The following is a 24,277-nucleotide window of genomic DNA, read 5'->3' as shown; positions in this document are numbered from 1 at the left end:
CTATTCTCTCTCCAATCTTATCTGGCACCAAATATTCCGGTGCCGACTCTTATCATGGTTGCCCCTTCCTCCACGGCTACCTGATAATCTCCGGTCATACCCATAGAAAGGACACTCATGCTAACATTATCAATGTTTTTCTTTTTGATGTCAACAGATAATTGATATAATTTTTGAAAAACCGGACGATTTTTTTCAGGATCATCCACGAAAGGAGCAATCGTCATGAGACCTTTGATCCTAAGATGGGAAAATGCCGCAATTTGCTCTACCATTTCCGGCACCTTCTCCGGCATCATCCCGAACTTGCTTTCCTCTTTTGCCACGTTCACCTCCAGCAGGATATCTGCCGTGATCCCAAGCTTTTGTGCATCCTGGTCGATCTGCTCTGCCAGGCGGAGGGAATCCACCGAATGGATCAGCACTGCATGTGGAAGCACCTGCCTCACCTTATTGCGCTGCAGGTGGCCGATCATATGAAAACGCGCATCCTCCGGCATCTTTGGGCATTTTTCAAGGATTTCCTGAACCTTGTTCTCGCCAAAGTCGCGGGCACCCGCCTCGTATGCCTCCTCCAGCATAAACAGCGGCTTTGTTTTGCTGACTGCGATCAGGGTAACATCTTTTTGGGAACGGCCTGCTTTTTCGCAGGCTTTCCGGATATTTTCCCTTACCTCTTCTAAATTTTCCTGTATGATATTCATAGCTTGCGCCTCCTGTTCTTAAGAATCCAGATAACTGCTTTCGTCGCCTTCCAGCTGTGGATCGGGGTTACTGGTAGATCAGCTGTCCTTCATAGACCGTATTGGCATCCAGCACAATGTGGTCATACACAGACAGTCCATAATTCGTACCCTTTTTGATCGAATAGTATTCATCGTTTGATTTTATGATCTCAATCTGCTTAAAGACAGCATAGCCTTTATTGATATTATATACACCCTGTAAGGATGCAGTCTGTCCGATCTGGTAGCGGTCCTGGGAATCCGGCTTCACCACATAGTCTCCCGCCTTCAAAGGCGCATCGTCTCCTGTTTCAATATAGTAGTATTCCTCATTCGCGTAATAGATCGTAACCGGGACGAATTCCGCCGAAGTGCCGTTTTCCGAATAAACCTCTTTCATAAACCCGGTGTCACTGCTGTCCCCACCCTGAGCCATATACTCTAATGGGATCAGGTAGAAGTTCTTTTCCGTTACCGCCGTAACCGGGATCTTCAGGCCGTCCGCCTTCTCACTGTCTACCTCGAAGGTGATATAACGGTCCGAAGCGAACTGTACCATATACTGGTTAAAGTCCAGCTTTCCATAGGTGGCCCCGTCTGCCCCGGTAATTTCTGAAAAGTTACCGGTCGCATCCAGGTCGTTGGCCGAAAATGTAACATGAAGCTGTGTCTGGTCCTTGTATTCCTCCTTTTCCTCATCCCCAAGCGGAAATACAATGCTCCAGTTATCGGAGGTGATCAGCTTATAGACCGGAGCAGACTGCTCGATCAGCTGTCCGGCCTTTGTGATTGCCTTGGAATAGCCCGAACGGTCAAAGGTGCCTTCCGTCACCTGGTCTGCCGTCAGGCCCTCAAAGCCGTCGACCGCGTAGGACACAACCCCGGATACCGGGGCGGTTACCTGAACAAAGGAAGCTCCTGCCTGCTGCATGATGCTGTCCAGGTTTCCGAGCGCATTAAAATTCGCATACTCCAGCACAGCCGCCTCCAGCGAATACTGCAGGTCATAGGTGTTCTCAAATTTCTGGTCCCGGTAGCTCATGGAAAAGGAAGAAAGCTGGCGTTTTACATCGCTTAAGTTTGCGTCCGTCAGCCCGACATTTGCATCGGGATTTTCCTGCATCAGCTCTGCCATATTGCCGGTCTCGTCGATCGAATAAATGCGGGTGCCGATTGCTGCGCGTTTTCCCTCACGGATATAATAGTTGATATAACCGGCCCGGTCTGTATTTTCCACCCGCTCATCCCGCAGGATGATTCCTGTATACTGGCGGTCATTTACGATATTTCCTTCTACAACCTCGTAAAACTGCACCTTATCCTTCTTCAAATAAGTATAAACACTGAACGCCAGATAAAGGAAGATGACCGCAAAAACGATCATGCCTACATTGATATGATATAATCTTGGGAATCTTATAATCTTCTTTGATTTTTTCTTTTTTGCCAATGCCTTTATTCCTCCTGGCAGTGTTTGTTATCATGTCACACAAACAGCCGGGGAGAACCTGCCGCCCCGGCTGTAAAGATGTTTTTGATTATGTATTACAGGGAAACCACTACGTCCTTCTGTGCATTCTCCGGCATTTCTGCTGCATCCATGGAAATGCTTAATACAAAGTTCACATTGTATTTTTCGCTAATGCCCTCTAATGTGGTGATTGTTTCGCTGATGTCTTCTCCCTCTAAACCTGCAAGCTTCAAAAAGCTGTCTAAAAACATTGTCTCAATGTCGTGATCCTGGGAAATGATACCGCAGATAAAGCCGATGAAGCCCTGGCTGCTTGCAACCGGGTATTCGTTTACGTTGATGAGACGGATCCGGTTATTGAGCTCATACATGTGTTTGGAACTCTTGTCGAGATAGACGATGGAACCGGTAGCTGCCTTAATACCGTTGTTTGCCATATCCAACAGATGTTTTGTTTTTCCTTTGCCTTTTCTGCCTGCAATGATCTGAACCATAGTCGTGTCCTCCTTGGGTTTATTGAATCTGTATAAAAATTCTTTTATTATTAAAGTAATTATAGTACAAATATATGGAATGTGCAATCACTAATTGACAATTTTACCAACAATATTTGTCATATTCTCGTAGAGGACATCCCGGCTTTGCGCTTTCAGTACTACGGATACATATTCGTTGCTGTTTTCATCCTCACACCCCAGGATCAGGCAGGATCCTGCCGCCCTGGTAGTGCCGGTCTTTCCGCCCAGAACCGTAATCCCGTCCGGGGCCTTGCTCTTGCCGTTTAAATACTGGTTGCTGTTTTTCCATTCCTGGGTTTTTGTCTGGCCGGCTGCATCGGTATACTCTGCCCGATAGGATACCGTTCCAACGATTTTCCGGAACTCCTCGTATTTCATGGCCTCCTGAAAGATCAGGTAAAGATCGTAGGCTGTCGTATAATGGTTTTCATCACTCAGGCCATGCGGATTTACAAAATGCGTGTCAGTTGCCCCGAGGGCATGCGCAGTCTCATTCATTTTTTCCGCAAAGGCCTCCGTGCTTCCTGCCATGTGGACTGCAATGGCTGCTCCCGCATCGTTTCCAGAGGGAAGCATAAGGCCATATAAAAGCTGCTCCATCGTGAGGGTGTCACCGGGATTTATATGGGCCAGAGAAGCACCCGTCTCCGTGATGACTGCCTCCGGTCCTACCGTGACTGTATCGTTTAAATCGCCATCCCTGATCGCAATGAGGCTGTCATGATCTTAGTGATACTGGCCGGATAGAGACGTTCAAACGGGTTTTTCTGGAAGACCACGTCTTTTGTATCCACGCCAAAAACAGCCGCTGCTTCCGCCGTAACAGAAGCATCCGCCTCGTTTTCGGTTCCCGTTACCACACACAGGTTCTTTGCGAAAGAATCTGCCTGTGCGTGCTCTGAAAGATCTGCTGTCATGCTTTCCAGACGGGAGCCATCGTATGTGATCTGTGTCTGTCCGCCGCAGCCCGTAAGGATCAGGCCGGTAAGCAGACAGACTGCTGCTAAGCTTTTTATCCTTCTCAAACCATGCACCTCTAGCGATATACCTCGCGCCACTCCAGGTCGCCACGGTCTAATGCCTTGATCAGAAGCTCTGCCGTTGCCAGATTGGTCGCGAACGGAATATTATAGATATCACAGAGGCGGACTACATCGTTTACATCCGGCTCATGCTTTTTCGGATGCAGGGGATCACGCAGATAGATCACCATATCCATATCGTTGTGTTCGATCTGGGATGCCAGCTGCTGCTGTCCCCCAAGATGGCCAGCCAGGTATTTGTGTACATTTAAATTCGTCACCTCTTCAATGAGCGTCCGGTAGTGCCGGTTGCATACAGCTCATGTTTATTCAAAATCCCTCTGTATGCAATGCAGAAATTCTGCATCAGCTTCTTTTTGGAATCATGTGCGATTAAACCGATGTTCATAACAGAACCCTCCTTTATTAGTTACTTACTTTTCTCTGAAGTCCTACATTCATCACTACGCCGACTCCCAGATAAACACTCAGCAGCGAGCTTACGCCGTAGCTGATGAAGGGAAGCGGCAGGCCTGTATTCGGCAGGATTCCTGTAGCAACAGCTATATTAGCAAAACTCTGGAATGCCAGAAGGGATGCCAGCCCCACACAGAGCAGGCTTCCCATCAGATCCTTTGCCCGCGCTGCCATGATCAGACACTCATAGACAGTCAGAGCGATCAGAAAGATCACGGCCATGCAGCCAATAAAGCCAAGCTCCTCCCCGATAACAGCGAAGATAAAATCCGTCTGCTCCTCGGACAGGAAATTTCCGTTCTTCACGGATGCCAGAGTATTGTTATTGAGTCCTTTTCCCTGCAGCATGCCAGAGCCGATTGCCATAATGGAGTTATTCTGCTGGAGGTTGGCTTCTGCATAGTTCGCAGGATCGATGAATGCCATGATACGGCGCACCTGATAATCCTGCAGAAACGGTACCATGTTATACTGGAGCAGATAAATAAACAATGCCCCGCACGGAACCACAACTGCAAGCGCCCCTAGGATCCAGCGGTAGCTTAACCCGGCTGCAAACAGCATACAGAGAAAGATTACCATGGTGACCAGACTGGTGGACAGGTTCGGCTGTAAAAAGATAAGGCCAAAGGCTGCCAGAAATAAAAGTCCTGCAAAAAACAGGATTCTAAACTGGTTCACCCGCTCCTGGTACTTGGATAAATACCAGGCAAAAAATACAATGAGGCCGATCTTTACAAACTCGGATGGCTGGATCTGTCCGATCACCGGAAGCACCAGCCAGCGCCGTGCCACACCTCTGCTTACGCCAAATACCAGCACAGCCAGAAGGAAGGCCAGGCTGGCACCATAGATAAACGGTGCAAAGGAAACCACTTTGTGGTAATCTACAAGAGACAGGATAATAACTGCTGTCAGTCCGGCCAGGATTCCCACGATCTGCTTTACGACCATGGAGATATCCTGGTTTGAGGCGCTCCGTATGATCAGGACGCCGGTAATATTTAATAGCAACACATAAAGGAATAAACGGTAATTGTAATTTCTGAAGTTATAATCTAGAAGCATTCTTCATTCCTCATCATGAAACGGTTTTACTGCTACTGTTCACACATTGTGTAAACAGTAACGCTTTATTCTTTGCGGTAATAGCATTCCGGATTGGAAATGCCGCTGTGATCCAGGCTGTCTGCAGGCTTTCCGCATCCGGCCGGACCAGCTTTACTTCCACAGATCCTGCATCGATCTGGACATATCTGGATAAGATACTGGCCAGGTCATCGCGGATCATTCCGATGGTCCCAGGCTTATGCCAGACTGGTCCGAAACAAGAAGCAGCTTTAACCTGCTCCTTGCGATCTTCCCGGAATTGCTCCTTGTGGATCTTCCCGGTATTCTCATCCGATCACCTCCTATGCCCTCTTTAAAAAGCCGGAAATACGGACCAGAATTCCCTTGTGCGGGTCCAGATCCATAAACGGAACAGATTCCCCGGAAATCCTCCTGCAGATATTCAAGTATGCTTCTCCCGCCAGAGAGCTGGTGTCCACCAGCGGTTCTCCCTGGTTTGCGGATACAACAATATCTTCATCGTCCGGGACTACACCGATCACGGGAACAGCCAGGATATCTGCCACATCGTCCACGGACATCATGTCACCCCGGCGTACCATATCCATGCGGATACGGTTCACGATCAGATGAATGTCCTCCATGCGGGCCGCCTCTAACAGACCAATGATGCGGTCGGCATCCCGGATGGCAGATACCTCCGGTGTGGTGACCACAAGTGCCCGGTCAGCACCCGCAATGGCGTTCTGAAAGCCCTGCTCAATCCCCGCAGGACAGTCTAGCAGGATATAGTCAAACTCTCCTCGCAGCTCATCCACCAGCTTTACCATCTGGCCGGGATTCACAGAGGACTTGTCCCGGGTCTGGGCTGATGGGAGCAGGTAAAGGTTTGGGTATCTTTTGTCTCTTATCAGGGCCTGCTTCATACGGCAATTGCCTTCCACCACGTCAACCAGATTATAAATGATCCGGTTTTCCAGTCCCATCACAACATCTAAGTTCCGCAGGCCGATGTCTGTATCGATCAGCACAACGCTGTAACCTAACAGTGCCAGACCTGTTCCGATGTTTGCGGTGGTAGTGGTTTTGCCGACCCCGCCTTTTCCAGAAGTAATTACCATGACCTCGCTCATAGAAACGCCTCCTGAAAAATTTTACAAATTCTATTTTAACCTATATTCTTAAATATTTCCAGTATTAATTGAAATTTAACATATTTAAGAAGGATTTTTTTATTACTTTCGTACAAATACTACAATTTTCTACAGTAGCAAGCATGGGACCCTTGCCAAGCTTCCGCCCTTTATCCCCATAATGGCAGGAAACATCCGCAATACGGATCTGAAGCGGGGCCATTTCCATGGCAGCTACCACTGCTTCCTGGTTTCCGGCTGCCCCGGCATGCACCGACCCGCGCAGCTCCCCAAGCACAATGATATTGCCCTTTGCCGTTACCCGGGCCCCATGGCGCACATCCCCGATGATGACGATGCTGGCTTCCGACTCTATGGACTCCCCGCGGTGCAGATCCCCACGGTAAAACTGGCCGGTCCGTTCGGAAAGCTCCATCAGCTTCTGGTTGAGTGCCTTCTCGCACCGCTCCACGCGGTCTAAATCCTGGTCCAGAAGGCAGAGCACTTCGATCCCGGAATTTTCCGTAATGGTATTGACGATCTGCATTTCCTGTGCCGCTGTCAGTTCACGGCCCTGCAGAAGCAGGGCCATCTGGGCATTTCCCCAGAACCTGGCTGAATCCTTAAATTTTGCAGCAAGCTCCCCGATCAGGTCTTCAAAGCTGCACTCCGGATCCAGGATCACCGTCATGCCAGCCTTGCTGCTTTTGATCACAATCCTGTTTTTCATAGCTTTCATCCGCTCCCTTTTTTATCAGTCTCCGACCCGTACATTGGAAACTTCCAGTGCTCCATTGCCGAGAATGGAATCCAGATCGGTATATCCGTAGTAAAAGCGGTAAATATTTTTTGCAACTGCTGCTGCGTTGGAGGAAGAATATCCGTACGGGATATTGACGGTCACGCAGATCTCCGGGTTGGTATACGGTCCGTAGGAAATAAAGAATGCATGGTTACCACGGCTTTTTGACTCCTGTGCGGTACCGGTTTTTCCGGCGATCTCTACCTCAAGGTCCCTGAAAATAGCCTTTACCGAACCATCGGTGACCACGGCACGCATGCCCTGGTGCACTGCATCCCAGGTAGAATCTGCAATGTCTACATGTCCGGTTACCTTCGGCGTATAATCCTCGATCAGATTTCCTTCCGAATCCGTCATCTTATCCAGAAGACTTAAATCGAACACGGTTCCGCTGTTTGCGATCGCCGCAACGTAGCGGGAAAGCTGCACATTGGAGTAGGAATTGGTTCCCTGTCCCATGGCAGAACGCTCCGGGTCCTCTGTGGTAAGCTCTGGTGTTGTCTCCGGGATCTCAATCCCAGATGGGCGGTTCAAGCCAAACATACTTGCGTAGCGGCGGATCGTTTCGACTCCCATGTCGGTAGAATAAACCAGCGTGTCACGGTTCGTGGACAGGCGGTGCGCTACCTCTGCAAAGAAATAGTTACAGGAGTTCTGGATTCCTCCCACTACATTTAATGGTCCGTGGTGTCCCGGATAGATCCAGCATTTGATGGACGGGTCTACCTCCTTGTACTCACCGGTACAGTCGATCGTCTCATAAAGACCGATCACCTTCTCCTCCAGGCCGGCAATCGCCGTGATCGGCTTAAAGGTGGAGCCCGGTGCTTTTTTCGCCTGTGTGGCATTGTTATAAAGCGGCAGGGAAAGATCCTCCTGAAGCTGTCTCATGTATGCCGGATCCGCGCTGCCCGACAGGCGGTTGTTATCATAGCTCGGGTACGTAACCAGCGCCCGCACCTCGCCCGTATTGACGTCCGTGATCACGGCACCTCCCGTGCAGGGATCGAGGGCCAGCTGGGCTGGTGTCAGCTCAATATTCTGGATCTTGCGGCGGATAAACTGGAATGCATATTCCTCACCATTTGCCGTCAGAAGCTGGACCTCGTTAGCATCGTAGGGAAGGACTCCCTGTGCATAGAGAGCAAGGCAAAGCTGGCGGCCGGTGATCACCTGGTCGTTGATCAGGTAACGGTAAATACGCTTGGTAAATTTCGCATCGTCCTTTAGCTGGTCTAAGACATAATCCACCAGAACCTGGTAAATATCATCTGCGCTGGAGTATTTGCTGGTCACATCCAGCTTTGTCGTGTCGATCCAGTTTTCGGAGATTCCGGCGTAAATATAATCGCGCAGGCTGATCTCATCGTTTTTCCAGGCCTGGTAGCTCTCACCGTTCTGGTCGATTCGGTCCTTCTGTACAATGCCAACAGTCGCATCGGACAACCAGTTGTAAATATAAGCCATGTACGCCATCATATCCTGCGGCAGGTCCTTCATGACCGTGGCATGGTCACTCATCAGCTCATAACGCAGGCGCTCTAAGATCTGCTCCCTGGAGGAGGTGTAGACAGACTGGATCTGGCGTTCAATATCCGTGGCATCCTCCGATGCCATATGGCTTAAGGAAAGTACATTGTTGTTGACCAGCTGGTAATAGGCATCCTTTACCGGAATGCTGATCTTAGAAGAATCCGTGATCGTGGAGGTATCTACGTCCTGGTTTACCAGCGCCTTGGCTACGATACCTGCCAGCTGCTGCTCGATCAGATGGTAAATACCGATCTGCAGGTCCCGGTCAATGGTTAAGTAAATGTCGTTTCCGGTGGATGCCTGTGTTTCCGATACCACCTGCATGACATTTCCCACATTGTTCACCACCAGATTCTTATACCCCTTGTGACCCTGAAGCTCCAGCTCCATGGATGCCTCAATACCGGTACGCCCGACAATGTCACTGAGCTCATACTCCGGATTTGTCTTTTTTAATTCCTCGAGCTGGTCCTCCTGCACTTTTCCGGTATAACCGATGATCGGTGCAAAATACTCGGCATCGTTATAGCGCCGGATGGTAGTCTCTGCCACCTCCACGCCCTTTAGCTCTGCCGTATGCTCCATCAGGTCTGCCACAGTCTCATCGTCCACGCGGTCGCAGATGGTTGTTGCCTCATATTTTTTATATGCAACAAGAGACATCGTATACCGGATATTAACAAGCTGTACCAGCTCTGCATCGGAAAGGATCAGTGGATTGCCCTTTTCATCCTTCATTTTGTCCAGACCATAGGAGGATTTTTTCTTTTCAATCAGCTCCCTGGCTGTGACGGCTGTCGGGTATTTTCCCTTTTCATCGTCCAGCTCATCCACAGACTTGCGTCCGTAAAAGTCGCGCAGGAAACGTTTTCTCGCTGCCTCCGAGGACGAGGTGTAGATCATCTCGCCGTCGTCGTTTAGCGCGATCTCCAGCTTTCCCTGTGCCTCATACCCGTGCTTATTTAAAATGCGGACCAGCCGCAGCAACATGTCGTTCATGCCGGCACTTCTCGGGTAATCGCCGGTATCCTGCACAGTCACTGCGTAAGCCAGCTCATTGTAAGCCAGAAGATTTCCGTTTCTGTCATAAATATTGCCGCGGGTACCCGGTGTTGTCACCGTCTTCTCGATCATCTGGACATAATCCTCAAGATAAGCTTCCCCGTTTACGATCTGAAGTTCAAACAGTTTCGCAGCAAGTACAAGAAACATTCCGGTAAACACCAGCGCCAGTGCAAAGATGCGGGAGCTTAAGACCCGCTTAAAAAAGTCGTATATTTTATGGAAGTAATCGTTCAGCACGCGTTTTATCACTCCTATTACGTCATGGTATTACGTTTTAGCGTTCCCGGTCCCGCCGGTTATCCAGCTCATCCAGCCTGCGGTTTGCCGACAGGAAGAAGCGATAGATCAAAAGTGTCGTCACCACGGTAAAGATCAGCTCCGGGATGATGATCTCCTTTGCATAATAAAGGAAGTCCAGACGGTTGCGGATCAGAAAGCGGAAAACGTAAATATACAGGTTATAGACCAGCTCATTGACCAGGCTCATCAACAGCGGCAGGTTGATGTAATCCTCATAATAATACTGGGTACAGATTCCATTGAAATAGCCGATATTGATAAACAGCAGGGTATAAAAGCCAAATGGCCCGCTATAAAAAAGATCCAGCAGGATACCAGCAAACAGGCCGTACAAAAGCCCCGCCCCTTTTCCATAAATAAAGCCAAAGGAAAAGGTCAGGATTAAAAGCAGGTTTGGCGTTGCGGTAAGAAACGGGATCAGCGGAAATACACAGTTCTGGACCGTAAAGGCCAGCATCATCAGTACGACATTCAGTAAGATCCTTTTCATGCGCCTGTCTGTGCCCCCTCTGTTTCTTCTGTACTTTCCTGCTGTGCTTCGTCCTTCAGGGAAGTTATGACCAGGACCTCCTGAAGGCTGTCAAACTGGGCTGCCGGGATCAGATACCCGGATTTCGTCAGCCGGGTCTCATCTGTGGTGATATCCGCAGCATAACCGATCAGGATTCCCGGAAGGAATTTGGAACTGATGTTCGAAGTCACGATCCGGTCTCCGTCTTTGAAATCTGCGTTCTGGGCAACATTGCTGATCCGCAGGCGTCCTTCCCCAAACAGGGTCAGGTCACCGGAGACGATGCAGGTATCGCCGGACTGCTGCGCCATGCCGCTGACACGGCTCACATCGTCTATGATGGAACGGACTGTGGCATAATGCGCTCCCACATCGGTAACAATGCCGACCAGACCGCCCCCGGCAATGACGTTGGCATCTACCTGCACGCCATCTGCGGAGCCCTTGTTGATCCGGAATACCTGGAACCAGTCACCGGAATCTTTTGCAATGACTCTGGCGCCGATCTTCTCATACTGCATATAGTCCTGGTCCAGCTGGTACAGCTCACGCAGTCTCTGCAGTTCAAACTGCTCTGACTGCAGGCGGCTGTTCTCCTCCACCAGGCATCGATGCGGTCCTGCAGGGCCTGCTTTTCTGCCATAGCGCTGTGTAGAGTACTGTAATTGCTAATTCCGTTATACAAAGAGGTTCCCACCCGGTTTACCCCGGACTGGATCGGGCTTAACACATACCCGACTCCGCTTCTGAGCGGGTTCAAGAACCCGTCCTTAAAGGAAGTAATGCCGATCAGCAGAATGCAGAAAACCGACAATCCGATCAGAATGTATTTGCTGCGTTTTGATTCCATTTGTTATAATCCCCGTTCTTTTATGCTGGCATAAGTGCCGTCACCTATGATGATATGATCTAACACCGCGATCCCGATCACCTTTCCGGCTTCCTCCACCCGTCTGGTAAGCAGGATATCCTCCCTGCTTGGTTCCGGGTCGCCGCTCGGGTGATTGTGCACCAGGATCAGGCTGACTGCCTGAAACCGGAGTGCCTGGATAAAGATTTCCCTCGGTGTGGCAAGAGACGCATTCACCGTCCCTTTCGACAGTGCTACGTCTCCGATCATGTTCTGTTTGGTATTAAAAAGCATCATGTGGAACTCTTCCTGTTCCTTATGACGCAAATCTTCCTGATAGTATTCTGCCACCTGCGCCGGCTCGTTATAACGGACCGGGCTTTTCATGGCTTTGCGTTTCCAGATGCGTCTGGAAAGTTCTCCGATGCACTGCAGTTGGATGGCCTTTACCTGCCCGATGCCCTTGATGCCCATCAGCTCCGGAAGGGACAAATGCAAAAGTCCCAGAATTCCTTCTCCGGGACCTCCAAGCTCCAGGATCCGGGTTGCCAGCTCCAGTACGCTCTCCTGCGCACTACCGGTCCGGAGGATCACAGCAAGAAGCTGTGCATCGCTTAAATGCTCCGGGCCGGATTTTACGCAGCGTTCATATGGCCGCTCCTCACAGGGCAGTTCTTTCATCTTAGTGTGTATCATATTGTTCACCCTCCATTCTCTCTCCAAGTACGAAGCAGAAGGTGATACCGCCGCATTTTAGTTTACCACAAATCAATTTTCGTGTATACAAAAAATGGAAAACTTTAGAAATGGTTAAGATTTTCGGCTATAAAAATCCAAGTATTCCTTCGGTATTACAGGGTTACGATCCCTGCCTCAACCAGTTTCTGCAGGGACATCAAAATACCAAGTTTTGCATGGTACCAGGTCAGTCCGCCCTGGAAATACACGGCATACGGCGGCTTGATCGGGCCATCTGCGCTCAGTTCGATCGAAGAGCCCTGGACGAAAGCGCCTGCTGCCATGATGACCGGCGCATCGTAGCCCGGCATATCCCACGGTTCCGGGGAGACGAAGCTGTCTACCGGTGCCGCCGCCTGAATGCCCTGGCAGAATGCGATCATGCCCTCTGCCGTGCCAAAGGTAACTGCCTGGATGATGTCGTGGCGGGATTCGGTGCTGTTCGGAACGACTGCAAAGCCAAGCTTCTCATAAACATTTGCTGCAAAGATCGCACCCTTTAATGCGCCAGCAACGACTGTCGGGGATAAAAACAATCCCTGGAAGAAGGACTGGTTTAAGCCCAGGCTTGCGCCGACCTCTTTGCCAAGTCCCGGTGCGCTTAAACGGTAGGAAGCCTGCTCAATGCAGGATTTCTTTCCGACGATATAGCCGCCGATCGGTGCCAGGCCGCCGCCCGGGTTCTTGATCAGGGAGCCGACGATCATGTCCGCGCCTACATCCGTCGGCTCGATCCGCTCTACGAACTCACCGTAGCAGTTGTCTACCATGCAGATCACATCCGGCTTCACGCTCTTGCAGAATGCGATCAGCTCACCGATCTGGCTCACGGAAAAGGTCGGGCGTGTCGCATAGCCCTTGGAACGCTGGATCGTGATCAGTTTTGTTTTCTCATTGATGGCCTTGCGGATATTTTCATAATCGAAAGTTCCGTCCTCTAACAGGTCCACCTGACGGTATACCACACCATATTCCTTTAAAGAGCCGGCAGATTCGCGGATGCCGATCACTTCCTCTAAGGTATCATACGGTTTTCCAACCGGGGAAAGGAGCTCATCTCCCGGGCGCAGGTTACTGGATAATGCCACGTGCAGCGCATGGGTACCAGAGATCAGCTGCGGACGTACCAGGGCATCCTCGCCGTGGAACGCTTTCGCGTATACCTCTTCCAGGGTATCACGGCCCAGATCGTTGTAACCGTACCCGGTCGTTGCAGCGAAATGGATATCGCTGACTCTGGACTCCTGCATCGCCTTTAACACCTTCATCTGGTTGTATTCTGCAGTCTGGTCAATACCTGCAAAGCGTTCCTTTAAACTTTTTTCAATCTCTTCTCCAAATTCCAGAACCTTCTGGCTGATGCCCAGTTCCTTGTACATTTCATTCAGTTCCATGTTCGTTTCTTCCTCCAAAGTAATCGTTGCAGATCCAGTTTAAGATTTTTTTCTGATCTGCCCCAAACTGTTCAATTTCAATAAAGCGGACTTCTTTTTCCCGCTTAAACCAAGTCAGCTGGCGTTTTGCAAAATGCCTGGTATCACGCTTGATGATGTAGACCGCCTCTTCCAGGCTGATCTTCCCATCCAGGTAATCCAGCATTTCTTTATAACCAAGCCCCTGCATGGCTACCATGTCCCGGGTGCAGCCCATGGCTTTTAAGCGGTTCACCTCATCCGGCAGTCCCTGCTCCATCATGATATCCACACGCTGGTCAATCCGCTCATAAAGCGTCTTGCGGTCACGGTTTAACACATAATAATACAGATCATACGGGGATTGCTTTTCGCGCTCCCGCTTGTTATGCTCGGAAATCTTTTCACCGGTAAGGCGGTAATACTCGATCGCGCGGATCACCCGCTTTGCATTGTTTGCATGGATCGCCTCTGCAGACTCCGGGTCAATTTCTGCTAACATCTGGTGCAGGAAAGCTTCGCCCTTTTCCTCTGCCAGCTGCTCCAGTTCTGCCCGGAGCCCGCTATGGTCTTCATTTTCCGTAAAATCAATATCGTAAGCCAGTGCCTGGATGTAAAACCCGGTACCGCCCGTCACGATCGGAACGTGTCCGCGGCTGTAGATCCTTTCATGGCTTCCTTCGCCATCGACTGAAACCGGGTCACATTGAATTCTTCCCACGGCTCCAGCACATCGATCAGGTGATGCGGGACACCATCCATCTCTTTCTTTGTGATCTTGGCTGACCCAATATCCATGTGCCGGTACACCTGCATGGAATCTGCGCTGATGATCTCTCCGTTCAGCGCCTTTGCAAGCTCGATCGACAGCGCGGTTTTTCCCACCGCGGTCGGACCGGTAAGCACGATCAGTGGCTGTTTCATAGCTTCTCCCCTCATCATACAATTCGTTTAAACTTCTTCTCCAGCTCATATTTGCTCATGGAAATGATGGTTGGTCTTCCATGCGGGCAGGCATACGGGTTTTCCAGACCCAAAAGCTGGTCGATCAGTGCATCCGCTTCCGCGGCACTTAAGACATCATGGCCTTTTACCGCAGCCTTACAGGACATGGAAGCAACTTTTTCATAGATCAGGTCTGCCCCGCGTGCCTGCGTATCCTCGGAAAGCGTATCCAGCATTTCCATCAAAAGATCTTTCTTTGCGATGGAAAACAGGTTATCCGGCACTCCGCGCACCGCATATTCCTTTCCGCCAAACGGTTCGATCTCAAAACCGATATCGGTAAAGATCTGCATATTTTTCTCCAGCATCAGTGCCTCGCGGCTTCCCAGAGTTAAAATGATCGGCGGATGGATCTGCTGGCAGGTGTATTCCCTGGTTTTTAAGGAATTCATGGTTTTCTCATACAACACTTTCTCATGCGCCGCATGCTGGTCGATGATGTAAAGCTGGTCATTGAACTCCACCAGCCAGTATGTGGCAAAAAGCTGGCCGATCAGCTTGTGGCGGCTGCGGGACTGAGGTTCTAACAGTTTTTCCTCGAAGAGGTCCATCTGCACGGCGGTTGCGGTCTTTCCATGGCAGTCCCAGACGCATTCGGGACTGCTTCCGATTGCTCCGTGTTTCGCTGCACATTTGTTTCCTGCTGCGCTGCAGATGCTTCCGCAGTCAGGTCCGGCATATGCTTGTTGCTTCTATATTCGTTGTTGCTTCTGTGTACTTTGCTTCTTCCGCTTTCCCTGCTTCTTCGATTTTTTCCAGTTCATCCGCAGGTGTTGTCCCCGGTGCCCGCATGAGAAGCTCCGTCAAAGCCTGGTTGACCTGGAAATGCTGTTCGGATGCCGCTGCTGACTGGCTAAACACGGTTGTCGCTGGCTGCCCGGCTGTTGCTGCACCCATCTGGTCGGATGCTTTCGCTGCCTGTTGCCCGGATTCGTCCAGACATTTTCCAGCCCTGTCTATGGTCTGGCGCAATGTTCCTGTCCCGATGCTTTGTCCAGTTCTCGCCCCTGTCTGCTGTCCTTCCGTCTCCCGCTTAAGCGCTTCCACTCGCTGCTGCGTGGAAAGCAGTTCTTCCCGTTCTTTACGGATCTGGGAGGTATTCTTTAAGGCCGGACGCTCTCCCGGGCGGTTTTTTAACCGGTATTCCTCCGGCGTCTCCCGCAGCACAAAATTTCCGTCATTTCCCTGCGCAGCGGATTTTGTGTCAAAAAGTCCCGCCCGTTCCTGCATCATGCGCTTCTGCTCGAAAGGCTCCGGGATCGGGATCTTCTTTTCCAGAACCGGTTTTCGCTCCCGTTCTTCCTCCAACGCCACCTTTGGGATCAGCTCCTTGTGGCGCAGTGCCTCTGCCACGGTATCCCGTACCATACGGAATACCTGCTCGCCGTTCTGGAAACGCAGTTCCATCTTAGTCGGGTGGACATTGACATCCAGAAATTCCGGTTCGATTTTAAAATGCAGCATGGTGAACGGATATTTGTGCTGCATCATAAACGGCTTATAAGCCTCCTCGATGGCCTTATTGATGATATTGCTTTTGATGTATCTTCCATTAATATAGTAGTTTTCAAAATTCCGGTTGCTTCGGGCGATCGTCGGCTTCCCAATAAAGCCTTCTACGCTGAACGCTTCCCCAGCCACGGAAACCGGGAGCAGATTTGCTGTGATCTCCCTGCCATACACCGTGTAGATGATGTCCTTTAAATTATGGTTTCCGGATGTGTGCAGCTTATTCTGGTTGTTCTGAATAAACCGGATTGAAATCTCCGGATGAGACAGGGCGATTTTTTCGACCAGGTCCGCCACATGAGCACCCTCAGTCATCGGCGTTTTCAAAAATTTCCGGCGGACCGGTGTGTTGTAAAAGAGATTGCGCACGATAAACGTGGTTCCGTCCGGCGCTCCGATCTCTTCCATGCCGCGCTCCACACCGCCCTCGATCTGATAACGATTTCCGGTTAAGGAACGACCGGTCTTGGTGATCAGCTCCACCTGCCCGACCGCCGCGATACTGGAAAGCGCCTCCCCGCGAAAGCCCAGGGAAGACACCGTAAACAGATCCTCCACGGACTGGATCTTGCTGGTGGAATGGCGCAGAAAAGCAAGCGGGATCTCGTCCTTTTCGATTCCGCAGCCATTGTCCGTCACCCGGATAAACGAGATTCCGCCCTCGCGGATCTCTACAGTGACCGCAGTTGCCTTTGCGTCGATGGCATTCTCCAAAAGTTCCTTCACCACCGATGCCGGCCGCTCGATCACCTCACCGGCCGCGATCTTGTTGATCGTATTCTGATCCAGTACATGAATGTTTGGCATGTTTTATTTTTCCTCCCCGCTCCAGCGGTTCTTTAACTTTGTCTGCATCCGGTACAGGGTATTTAAGGCGTCGATTGGCGTCATATTTCCCAGCTCCAGATTCTTTAATTCTTCGATGATATCATCCTCGCGGACCGTATCAAATAAAGTTAACTGGCTCATTTCCACATCGTCCGGCTTCGGGACCGGCTTGTGACCTGCCGGTGCGCTTCCCTCCGCGATCTCGCGGGTTCTGGCTGCCAGGTCAGAATCCACCAGCTGCTCCACCAGCTCTTTTGCACGGTTGATGACGGAATCCGGCACTCCGGCCAGCTTTGCCACCTGAATGCCGTAACTCTTGTCGGCTCCGCCCTTTACGATCTTTCTAAGGAACACGATGTCATCGCCCTGCTCTTTTACGGCGATGCAGTAATTCGTGACACCGCTCATCAGGCCCTCCAGCTCTGTCAGCTCATGGTAATGGGTCGCAAACAGAGTCTTCGCACCAAGCAGACGGGTATTGCTGATATGTTCTACCACCGCCCAGGCGATGCTCAGTCCGTCAAAGGTGCTGGTGCCGCGGCCGATCTCATCTAAGATCAGCAGGCTGTTTCTGGTGGCATTTCTGAGGATATTGGCTACCTCTGTCATCTCCACCATAAAGGTACTCTGACCGCTTGCGAGGTCATCGGATGCGCCCACACGGGTAAAGATCCGGTCGCAGATACCGATGTTTGCCTGGTCTGCCGGGACAAAGCTTCCGATCTGTGCCATCAAAACAATCAGCGCGGTCTGGCGCATATAGGTGGACTTTCCGGCCATGTTCGGTCCGGTAATAATGGAAATGCGGTTTTTGGAATTATCCAGCGTCGTATCGTTTGCCACGAACATGTCATCCCGCATCATCTTCTCGACAACCGGATGGCGGCCGCCCTTGATCTGGATATTTCCCTTCTCATTGATCTGCGGCTTCACATAGTTGTTTCTGGTCGCTACCGTAGACAGGGATACAAATACATCCACAGCTGCGATCGCGCGGGCGGTCTTCTGGATGCGCACCACCTCAGCCGCGATCGCATCGCGCACTTCACAGAATAAGTCGTATTCCAGGGAGAAAAGCTTGTCCTCTGCCCCCATGATCACATCTTCCAGGTTTTTCAGTTCGTCAGTCGTGTAGCGTTCGGCGTTTGTCAGCGTCTGTTTGCGGATGAAATATTCCGGAACCAGATCCTTAAAGGAATTGGTTACCTCAAAATAATAGCCAAACACCTTGTTGTATTTGACTTTTAAATTCTTGATCCCGGTGCTGTCGCGCTCTCTCGCCTCCAGCTCTGCCAGCCAGGTCTTGCCCTCGGTCTTGGCATGGCGCAGGCGGTCTGCCTCTTCGTTGTAGCCGTCTTTGATCATGCCGCCCTCACGCACGGTGATCGGCGGTTCTTCCACGATCGCACGGCTGATCAGGTCATTTAAGTCCTCCAGCGGATCCAGTTCCTCCGTCAGTTCTTTTAACGCGTCCGAGGTAAACTCGCCAAGCAGCTGCTTGATGTGCGGCACCATGGCAATGGAATTGCGGAATGCCAGAAGATCTCTCGGGTTTGCGGTCTTGTAGCTGATGCGGCCGATCAGGCGCTCCAGGTCATAGACCGGGTTTAAATACTCCCCGAGTTCTTCCCGGCTGATATAGTTTAAATTCAGTTCTTCAATGGCGTTCTGGCGCTTTAAGATTTCTTCTTTGCGAATCAGCGGCTGCTCGATCCAGGTACGCAAGAGTCTGGCACCCATGGCCGTTCTGGTCTTGTCAAGCACCCACAGAAGGCTTCCGCGCTTCTGCTTCTCGCGCATGGTTTCCAAAAGCTCCAAATTTCTTCTGGTAGAAGAATCCAGCACCATATAGTTTCCGGTCGCATAAGGCACAATGGTCGTCAGATGATCCAGTGTGCTCTTCTGGGTCTCGTAAAGATACTGCAGCACGGCCCCTGCCGCGATCACGCCGCAGTCATAATCTCCCAGTCCTAAGCCCTCCAGGCTTCCTACCTTGAAATGCTCCCGAAGAAGCTTTCTGCAGCTCTCATCCTGGAAGAAATGGGAATCCAGCGTAGAAACGGTAAAGTGATACCGGTCCTTTAAATCCTCCAGGCTGATCCCGGACATGGAAAAGGCATCGTTGCAGATGACCTCCGCCGGGGAAAATTTATTGATCTCATCGAACAGGGCACGGTCGGTGGAACCTCGGTTACCAGAAAGTCTCCGGTGGTATTGTCTACAACGGAAACACCCATTTTATCTGCCAGGTACACAATGCCCATCAGGTAATTGTTCTTTGTCTCATCCAAAGCCTGGGCGCTGGTAATCGTACCAGGTGTTACCACGCGGATGACCTCACGCTTTACCAGTCCCTTGGCAAGCTTCGGGTCCTCCATCTGCTCCGCGATCGCTACTTTATAACCTTTCTGCACCAGGCGGCTTAAATAGCTGTCTACAGCATGATAAGGAACGCCACACATCGGTGCGCGTTCCTCCAGTCCGCATTCCTTTCCGGTCAGGGTGATCTCTAATTCCTTGGATGCCGTCAGCGCATCATCGAAAAACATCTCATAAAAGTCACCCAGACGATAGAATAAAATACAGTCATGATATTGTTTTTTGGTCTCCATGTATTGGGCCATCATTGGTGATAATCCAGCCACGTCTTACTTCTCCTGTCCTTCCACTTGCTTTCCCATGTAATAAAATCCCTTGGACTCCTCCAGCCATACATCCACGATCTTTCCGATGAGGCTTTCATCTCCCGGAAAATGCACCACGGTATTGTTGCTTAAACGGCCGGTCACATAGCCTTCCTTGTGGTCATTGAGGGTTTCCACCAGAACCTTCTGGGTCGTATGCAGGTCACGTCCGCAAACCTCAGAGGAAATCTTCTGGACCTCTTTTAACAGGCGGTCGAAGCGCTCCTTCACAACGTCCTCCGGAACCTGCTCCATCGCTGCTGCCGGGGTACCGGTACGCTTGGAATAGATAAAGGTAAACGCACTGTCATAGCGGACACGGCGCACCACATCCATGGTTTCCTCAAAGTCCTCTTCTGTCTCTCCCGGGAATCCGACGATAATATCGGTCGTCAGGGCGATATCCGGGATTGCTGCGCGGATCTTATCCACCAGCTTTAAATAGCCCTCTTTGTCATAATGACGGTTCATCAGCTTTAAGATACGGCTGCTGCCGGACTGTAACGGAAGGTGCAGATGTGCGCAGACCTTCTCACAGTCACGCATCGCCTCGATCAGGTCATCGGACAGATCCTTCGGGTGGGATGTCATGAAACGGATGCGCTCCAGTCCCTCAATCTTATTAACCTCACGGAGAAGCTTGGCAAATGTCATCGGCTCCTCCAGGTTCTTTCCGTAGGAGTTGACGTTCTGTCCCAGCAGCATGACCTCCACAACGCCGTCTGCTACCAGTCTCTTAATCTCATTTACGATATCTTCCGGTTTTCTGCTGCGCTCCCGTCCGCGCACGTACGGCACGATGCAGTAGCTGCAGAAGTTGTTGCAGCCAAACATAATATTGACACCGGACTTAAAGGAATATTTGCGGTCTACCGGAAGCTCCTCCACGATCTTGTCGGTATCCTTCCAGATATCCACGACCATGCGGTTTTTGCTCATCATGCGGCAGCACAGCAGCTCCGCCAGCTTGAAAATATTGTGGGTACCAAAGATCAGATCGACATAAGAGTAGCTCTTCTGGATCTTCTCAATGACAGACGGCTCCTGCATCATGCAGCCACAAAGAGAGATCATCATACCCGGACGTTTCTTTTTTAAGGTCTGCAGATAGCCAAGACGGCCGTAAACCTTCTGGTTTGCGTTATCGCGCACGGTACAGGTATTGTAAAGGACGATGTCCGCATTCTCAGACTCGACCTCTTTTAAACCAACCTGCTCCAGAATGCCGCAGAGCTTCTCGGAGTCCCTGGCGTTCATCTGGCAGCCAAAGGTTGCAATATGAAAGGTTCCGTATTTGTTTTCTGCCTGAAGTTCAGAGAGCATTGCTTCGCCGTAACGCTCCTTTGCCTCCCCACTGTCTTCCAGACGTTCAAACTGCTGTTTCCACAGTTTTTTCGCCTGCTCTATAAAATAGTACTGGCGTGCGCCCTCTTCTTCCGGCGCCGCAGCACGGATCATTTCAAAATCTGGTGTTTCGTTCTGTGTGTATGTTTTCATGTTTGTATTCATTCTTACCTCGTTATCTGCGTTTGATGTTACAAATAAAAAATTATAACATAAAAAGGCCGGGATGCAAAGAGCAAAACACTCCGATTTCCAGCCTTTTTGTCAATTTTGTTACGGTTCACGCAAACGCGTCTGGCACTTTCAGCCCAACCTTTTTTATCAATTTTATTACAGTTTGTGCCTGCATATCGTCAATGTGAATTGATCTTTTTCCCGGTGCGGAATCCACACACTCTGACACGTCATAGTAGATCCGGTCAGCTGCCTCGAGCACTGCCTTTCCGCCTGTCACGGAAACAATATTTACCGCACAGTTTGGCGGCACGCATCCATGCCAGAAATCGGTTTTATCTTCATAAACATTGTGAAGGATTCCACGGCACGCGCAGCCATGACTGGCGATAAGAATGGTTTTCTCCTGCCAGTCAGGATTCCCTACCAGGTCCTCCCAGAAAGCTTTTGTGCGGGCGCAGAGCTGCTCAATGGTCTCTCCGTCTGCTGCTGTCTGGAAATGGAACGGGTCTTTGTAAAAGTCCTGGAAGTGCTCCGAAGGGATCTCAAAGTTTGCCTTGCGGCAGCCGAGTCCCTCCCAGGAACCAAACCCCAGCTCCTCGATCCGCGCATCTTCCAAGATCGGGATATCACGCCCTGCAAGCACCAGCTCTGCCGTCTGTCTGGCACGTTTTAAGGGACTGGATATGGCAAAGTCAAATGGAACGTCCTTTAAAGCCTCCCCAGTAATCTTCGCAAGCCGGATGCCATTTTCATTTAACGGGATATCGGTCTGCCCCTGCAGACGTCCCTCTGCATTCCACGGTGTCTCCCCGTGGCGGATGATATAAAGCTGCATTATGGTCTCACCTGCCCGTTTCCGTAAATAATGTATTTCGTCGTTGTCAAGGCCTTTAACCCCATCGGCCCCCTTGCATGAAGCTTCTGGGTGCTGATGCCGATCTCTGCGCCAAAACCGAATTCACCGCCGTCTGTAAAGCGGTAGATGCGTTGACATAGACTGCCGCTGCATCAATGCGGTTTAAAAACTCCTGCGCATGGTTATAATCCTGCGTGATAATGGCCTCGGAATGCCCGGTATTGTAGCGGTTGATATGGCGGATTGCCTCGTCCAAAGAGTCCACCAGCTTTAAGGAGAGGATGTAATCCAGATACTCGGTTCCCCAGTCCTCCTCGGAGGCTTCCGAAAACTCCGGCACGATCTGCTTCGCTGCCTCATCGGCACGCACCTCCACAGACTTTTCTGCCAGGCGCGCAGCCAGAAGCGGCAGGAACTCCCCTGCAATGCTTCTATGTACTACCAGGGATTCACAGGCATTACAGACTCCGATCCGCTGGGTTTTGGCATTCATGATGATATCTAACGCCATGTCAAAATCCGCGGTCTCATCCACATAGATATGGCAGTTTCCGGTTCCGGTCTCAATGACCGGCACGGTGCTGTTTTGTACCACACTGCGGATCAGCCCTGCGCCGCCGCGCGGGATCAGTACATCCACAAACTCATTTAGCCGCATCAGCTCCTGCGTCACCGCCCGGTCTGTATTCGTGATAAGCTGCAGGGAAGACTCCGGGAGTCCTGCGCGGGAAAGCCCTGTTTGCAGCCACTTTACGATCTCCTTGTTGGATTCAATGGCATCGCTGCCGCCCTTTAAGATCACTGCATTTCCCGTCTTAAAGCACAGACCGAAGGCATCGGAGGTAACATTGGGGCGTGCCTCATAGATCATACCAACCACGCCCAGCGGCACCCGCTTTTCCCCGATGAGAAGCCCGTTTGGCCTTGGCTTCATGGAAAGTACTTCGCCGACCGGGTCTGGAGCTCTGCAATTTTTAACAGACCATCTGCCATCGCTTCCAGCCGGTCCGGGGTCAATTCCAGCCGGTCGATCAGCGCCGGGCTCATGCCGTTTTGTGCTGCCCGGATCACATCCTCCTGATTGGCCGTCAGGATATCTTCCTCTCCGTCGATCAGCGCCTTAGCTGCCTGGCGCAGTCCCTCATTTTTTTCGTTGACACCAAGATTGTTTAAATAGGATGCCGCTTCCTTTGCGCGGGCACCGATCACTCTTAAATCCATGCCGTGTCCTCCTGTCGTGTGGCCTGGTGGTTCTCCTGAATTCTGCCAGTCACACCTGCATGTCTGGCCGGAATCGCACCTTAGCCTTCTCCTGTTATGATATCATCCATCTGTCTGTCATGTTCCTCGGTGGGAAGCTCTGAAAAAATCTGGAATGGGTAACAGACCGCAACTTTTCTGTGTTCCGGCTCTTCCGAAAAGAACCGGTCGTAAAAGCCGCCGCCATACCCCATCCGGTCTCCGGCTCTGGTAAATGCCGTCCCCGGCGTGATCACCACAGCGCTGGGACAATGCACTGTCTTACAATGTTCTGCCGGTTCCGGGATATTCCGAAAGCCCGACACCAGGTCGTTTCTTCCCTCTACCAGGTAAAAATCCATGCGGTTCCCAGTCACCCGCGGCAGTGCCAACGAAAAGCCCTGCTGCCATAAGGCATCCATCAGCCCAAATGTGTCCACCTCACCGCCAAATGAAGCATAGCAGTACACCGTCTGCGGGATGCTTTCTTCTGCCTTCAGCGTATGTAACAGTTGCAGTACCGCTTCCCGAATTCTCTCATCCATTGCCGCTTTCTCCGCGGCATGCTCCGGTTTTACAAGTTCTGCCCGCAGCGCCCGGATCTGACTGCGGATTTCTTTTTTTGAACCGAGTGTCTGATGAACCGGTTCCTCATGACTGAGTTCCTTGCAACAAAGTCCCTTATGACTGAGTGTCTTTGATTCCGCCATATTTTTTGCCAAGATCGGTAATGCTGCCGTCTTTTTCCTTGATTGAAATATTGTTTAAGTGTGCCCGCATGTTGTTTTTGATCGCAGCCACATATTCCTTGCGCAGTCTTGCCTGCTCCTCTTTCTCTTCTTCTGTCAATCCCACAGACTGGGATTTATGATACAGGGTGTTGATTCTGTCGATACTGCTCTGGTCCATAAAAATTCTCCTTTGCTCTTGTTATCCTGTTTCTATCCATTTTTGTTTCTATCTGTTTTGTATCCGTTTCTTGTTTTCCTGCTGGCTTTCGCACCAGC

General features: G+C 50.9%; 21 protein-coding genes and 4 pseudogenes. 1 reads left to right on the top strand and 24 read right to left on the bottom strand.

The window, feature by feature from the left end:
• Positions 1 to 17: 17 nt before the first annotated feature.
• From DXA97_RS13375 to mreC, 13 genes and pseudogenes are all read right to left on the bottom strand, one after another.
• Complete coding sequence (locus tag DXA97_RS13375) at positions 18 to 698, bottom strand: YggS family pyridoxal phosphate-dependent enzyme (RefSeq protein ID WP_118720678.1); 681 nt, start codon at positions 696 to 698, stop codon at positions 18 to 20.
• 73 nt (positions 699 to 771) lie between these two features.
• Positions 772 to 2,175: an HlyD family efflux transporter periplasmic adaptor subunit gene (locus DXA97_RS13370; RefSeq protein ID WP_279221175.1), complete on the bottom strand. Its 1,404-nt coding sequence runs from the start codon at positions 2,173 to 2,175 to the stop codon at positions 772 to 774.
• A 95-nt stretch (positions 2,176 to 2,270) separates the two neighbouring features.
• Positions 2,271 to 2,690: a twitching motility protein PilT gene (locus tag DXA97_RS13365; RefSeq protein WP_118720640.1), complete on the bottom strand. Its 420-nt coding sequence runs from the start codon at positions 2,688 to 2,690 to the stop codon at positions 2,271 to 2,273.
• Positions 2,691 to 2,780: 90 nt separating this feature from the next.
• On the bottom strand, positions 2,781 to 3,347 hold the full coding sequence (locus tag DXA97_RS13360) for a hypothetical protein (RefSeq protein WP_347561621.1): 567 nt from the start codon (positions 3,345 to 3,347) through the stop codon (positions 2,781 to 2,783).
• Positions 3,348 to 3,400: 53 nt separating this feature from the next.
• Entirely contained in the window at positions 3,401 to 3,739 is a 339-nt protein-coding gene (locus DXA97_RS22295) for a hypothetical protein (protein WP_347561619.1), read from the bottom strand.
• 11 nt (positions 3,740 to 3,750) lie between these two features.
• A pseudogene (gene mgsA, locus DXA97_RS13355) lies at positions 3,751 to 4,145 on the bottom strand (methylglyoxal synthase).
• A gap of 17 nt (positions 4,146 to 4,162) precedes the next feature.
• Positions 4,163 to 5,281 (bottom strand): FtsW/RodA/SpoVE family cell cycle protein, encoded by a 1,119-nt coding sequence (locus DXA97_RS13350; protein WP_118720638.1) that lies wholly within the window; start codon positions 5,279 to 5,281, stop codon positions 4,163 to 4,165.
• A gap of 13 nt (positions 5,282 to 5,294) precedes the next feature.
• On the bottom strand, positions 5,295 to 5,504 hold the full coding sequence (locus DXA97_RS13345) for a hypothetical protein (protein ID WP_118720636.1): 210 nt from the start codon (positions 5,502 to 5,504) through the stop codon (positions 5,295 to 5,297).
• 121 nt (positions 5,505 to 5,625) lie between these two features.
• Positions 5,626 to 6,417: a septum site-determining protein MinD gene (gene minD / locus DXA97_RS13340; protein ID WP_118720634.1), complete on the bottom strand. Its 792-nt coding sequence runs from the start codon at positions 6,415 to 6,417 to the stop codon at positions 5,626 to 5,628.
• Between the two features lie 64 nt (positions 6,418 to 6,481).
• Entirely contained in the window at positions 6,482 to 7,147 is a 666-nt protein-coding gene (locus DXA97_RS13335; protein WP_118720676.1) for a septum site-determining protein MinC, read from the bottom strand.
• Between the two features lie 24 nt (positions 7,148 to 7,171).
• Positions 7,172 to 10,054, bottom strand: a complete 2,883-nt coding sequence (locus tag DXA97_RS13330; RefSeq protein WP_243032232.1) for a penicillin-binding transpeptidase domain-containing protein — start codon at positions 10,052 to 10,054, stop codon at positions 7,172 to 7,174.
• 37 nt (positions 10,055 to 10,091) lie between these two features.
• Positions 10,092 to 10,607, bottom strand: a complete 516-nt coding sequence (gene mreD, locus DXA97_RS13325) for a rod shape-determining protein MreD (RefSeq protein WP_118720632.1) — start codon at positions 10,605 to 10,607, stop codon at positions 10,092 to 10,094.
• On the bottom strand, positions 10,604 to 11,230 hold the full coding sequence (gene mreC, locus DXA97_RS13320; protein ID WP_347561618.1) for a rod shape-determining protein MreC: 627 nt from the start codon (positions 11,228 to 11,230) through the stop codon (positions 10,604 to 10,606). Before mreC ends, mreD begins: the two co-directional genes overlap by 4 nt.
• A gap of 63 nt (positions 11,231 to 11,293) precedes the next feature.
• Between mreC and DXA97_RS22290 the strand changes: the two genes are divergently transcribed.
• Complete coding sequence (locus tag DXA97_RS22290) at positions 11,294 to 11,512, top strand: hypothetical protein (RefSeq protein WP_347561617.1); 219 nt, start codon at positions 11,294 to 11,296, stop codon at positions 11,510 to 11,512.
• Here DXA97_RS22290 and radC read toward each other — a convergent pair.
• The 11 genes and pseudogenes from radC to DXA97_RS13265 form a co-directional block, all read right to left on the bottom strand.
• Entirely contained in the window at positions 11,482 to 12,174 is a 693-nt protein-coding gene (gene radC, locus DXA97_RS13315; protein ID WP_118720630.1) for a DNA repair protein RadC, read from the bottom strand. The two genes, DXA97_RS22290 and radC, sit on opposite strands and share 31 nt — an antisense overlap.
• A gap of 155 nt (positions 12,175 to 12,329) precedes the next feature.
• Positions 12,330 to 13,610 (bottom strand): methionine gamma-lyase family protein, encoded by a 1,281-nt coding sequence (locus DXA97_RS13310; protein ID WP_118544202.1) that lies wholly within the window; start codon positions 13,608 to 13,610, stop codon positions 12,330 to 12,332.
• Positions 13,597 to 14,552: pseudogene (gene miaA, locus DXA97_RS13305) on the bottom strand (tRNA (adenosine(37)-N6)-dimethylallyltransferase MiaA). Before miaA ends, DXA97_RS13310 begins: the two are co-directional and overlap by 14 nt.
• 14 nt (positions 14,553 to 14,566) lie before the next feature.
• Positions 14,567 to 15,184, bottom strand: coding sequence for a hypothetical protein (locus DXA97_RS13300; RefSeq protein WP_118720672.1), 618 nt, complete (start codon positions 15,182 to 15,184; stop codon positions 14,567 to 14,569).
• Positions 15,185 to 15,299: 115 nt separating this feature from the next.
• Complete coding sequence (gene mutL / locus DXA97_RS13295; RefSeq protein ID WP_118720628.1) at positions 15,300 to 16,949, bottom strand: DNA mismatch repair endonuclease MutL; 1,650 nt, start codon at positions 16,947 to 16,949, stop codon at positions 15,300 to 15,302.
• A gap of 3 nt (positions 16,950 to 16,952) precedes the next feature.
• Positions 16,953 to 19,597: pseudogene (gene mutS / locus DXA97_RS13290) on the bottom strand (DNA mismatch repair protein MutS).
• Positions 19,598 to 19,618: 21 nt separating this feature from the next.
• Positions 19,619 to 21,112, bottom strand: a complete 1,494-nt coding sequence (gene miaB, locus DXA97_RS13285; RefSeq protein ID WP_118720670.1) for a tRNA (N6-isopentenyl adenosine(37)-C2)-methylthiotransferase MiaB — start codon at positions 21,110 to 21,112, stop codon at positions 19,619 to 19,621.
• 166 nt (positions 21,113 to 21,278) lie between these two features.
• Positions 21,279 to 22,010 (bottom strand): histidine phosphatase family protein, encoded by a 732-nt coding sequence (locus DXA97_RS13280; protein WP_182436897.1) that lies wholly within the window; start codon positions 22,008 to 22,010, stop codon positions 21,279 to 21,281.
• A pseudogene (locus tag DXA97_RS13275) lies at positions 22,010 to 23,252 on the bottom strand (glutamate-5-semialdehyde dehydrogenase). Before DXA97_RS13275 ends, DXA97_RS13280 begins: the two are co-directional and overlap by 1 nt.
• A gap of 80 nt (positions 23,253 to 23,332) precedes the next feature.
• Positions 23,333 to 23,980 (bottom strand): 5-formyltetrahydrofolate cyclo-ligase, encoded by a 648-nt coding sequence (locus DXA97_RS13270; protein WP_118720624.1) that lies wholly within the window; start codon positions 23,978 to 23,980, stop codon positions 23,333 to 23,335.
• Positions 23,952 to 24,179 (bottom strand): DUF896 domain-containing protein, encoded by a 228-nt coding sequence (locus tag DXA97_RS13265; protein ID WP_118544194.1) that lies wholly within the window; start codon positions 24,177 to 24,179, stop codon positions 23,952 to 23,954. Before DXA97_RS13265 ends, DXA97_RS13270 begins: the two co-directional genes overlap by 29 nt.
• Positions 24,180 to 24,277: the final 98 nt, after the last annotated feature.

Source organism: Clostridium sp. OF09-36 (genome assembly GCF_003481985.1).
GTDB lineage: Bacteria > Bacillota > Clostridia > Lachnospirales > Lachnospiraceae > Brotaphodocola.
The sequence above is the reverse complement of the archived record's forward strand: the minus strand, read 5'-3'. Positions and strand labels throughout refer to the sequence as shown.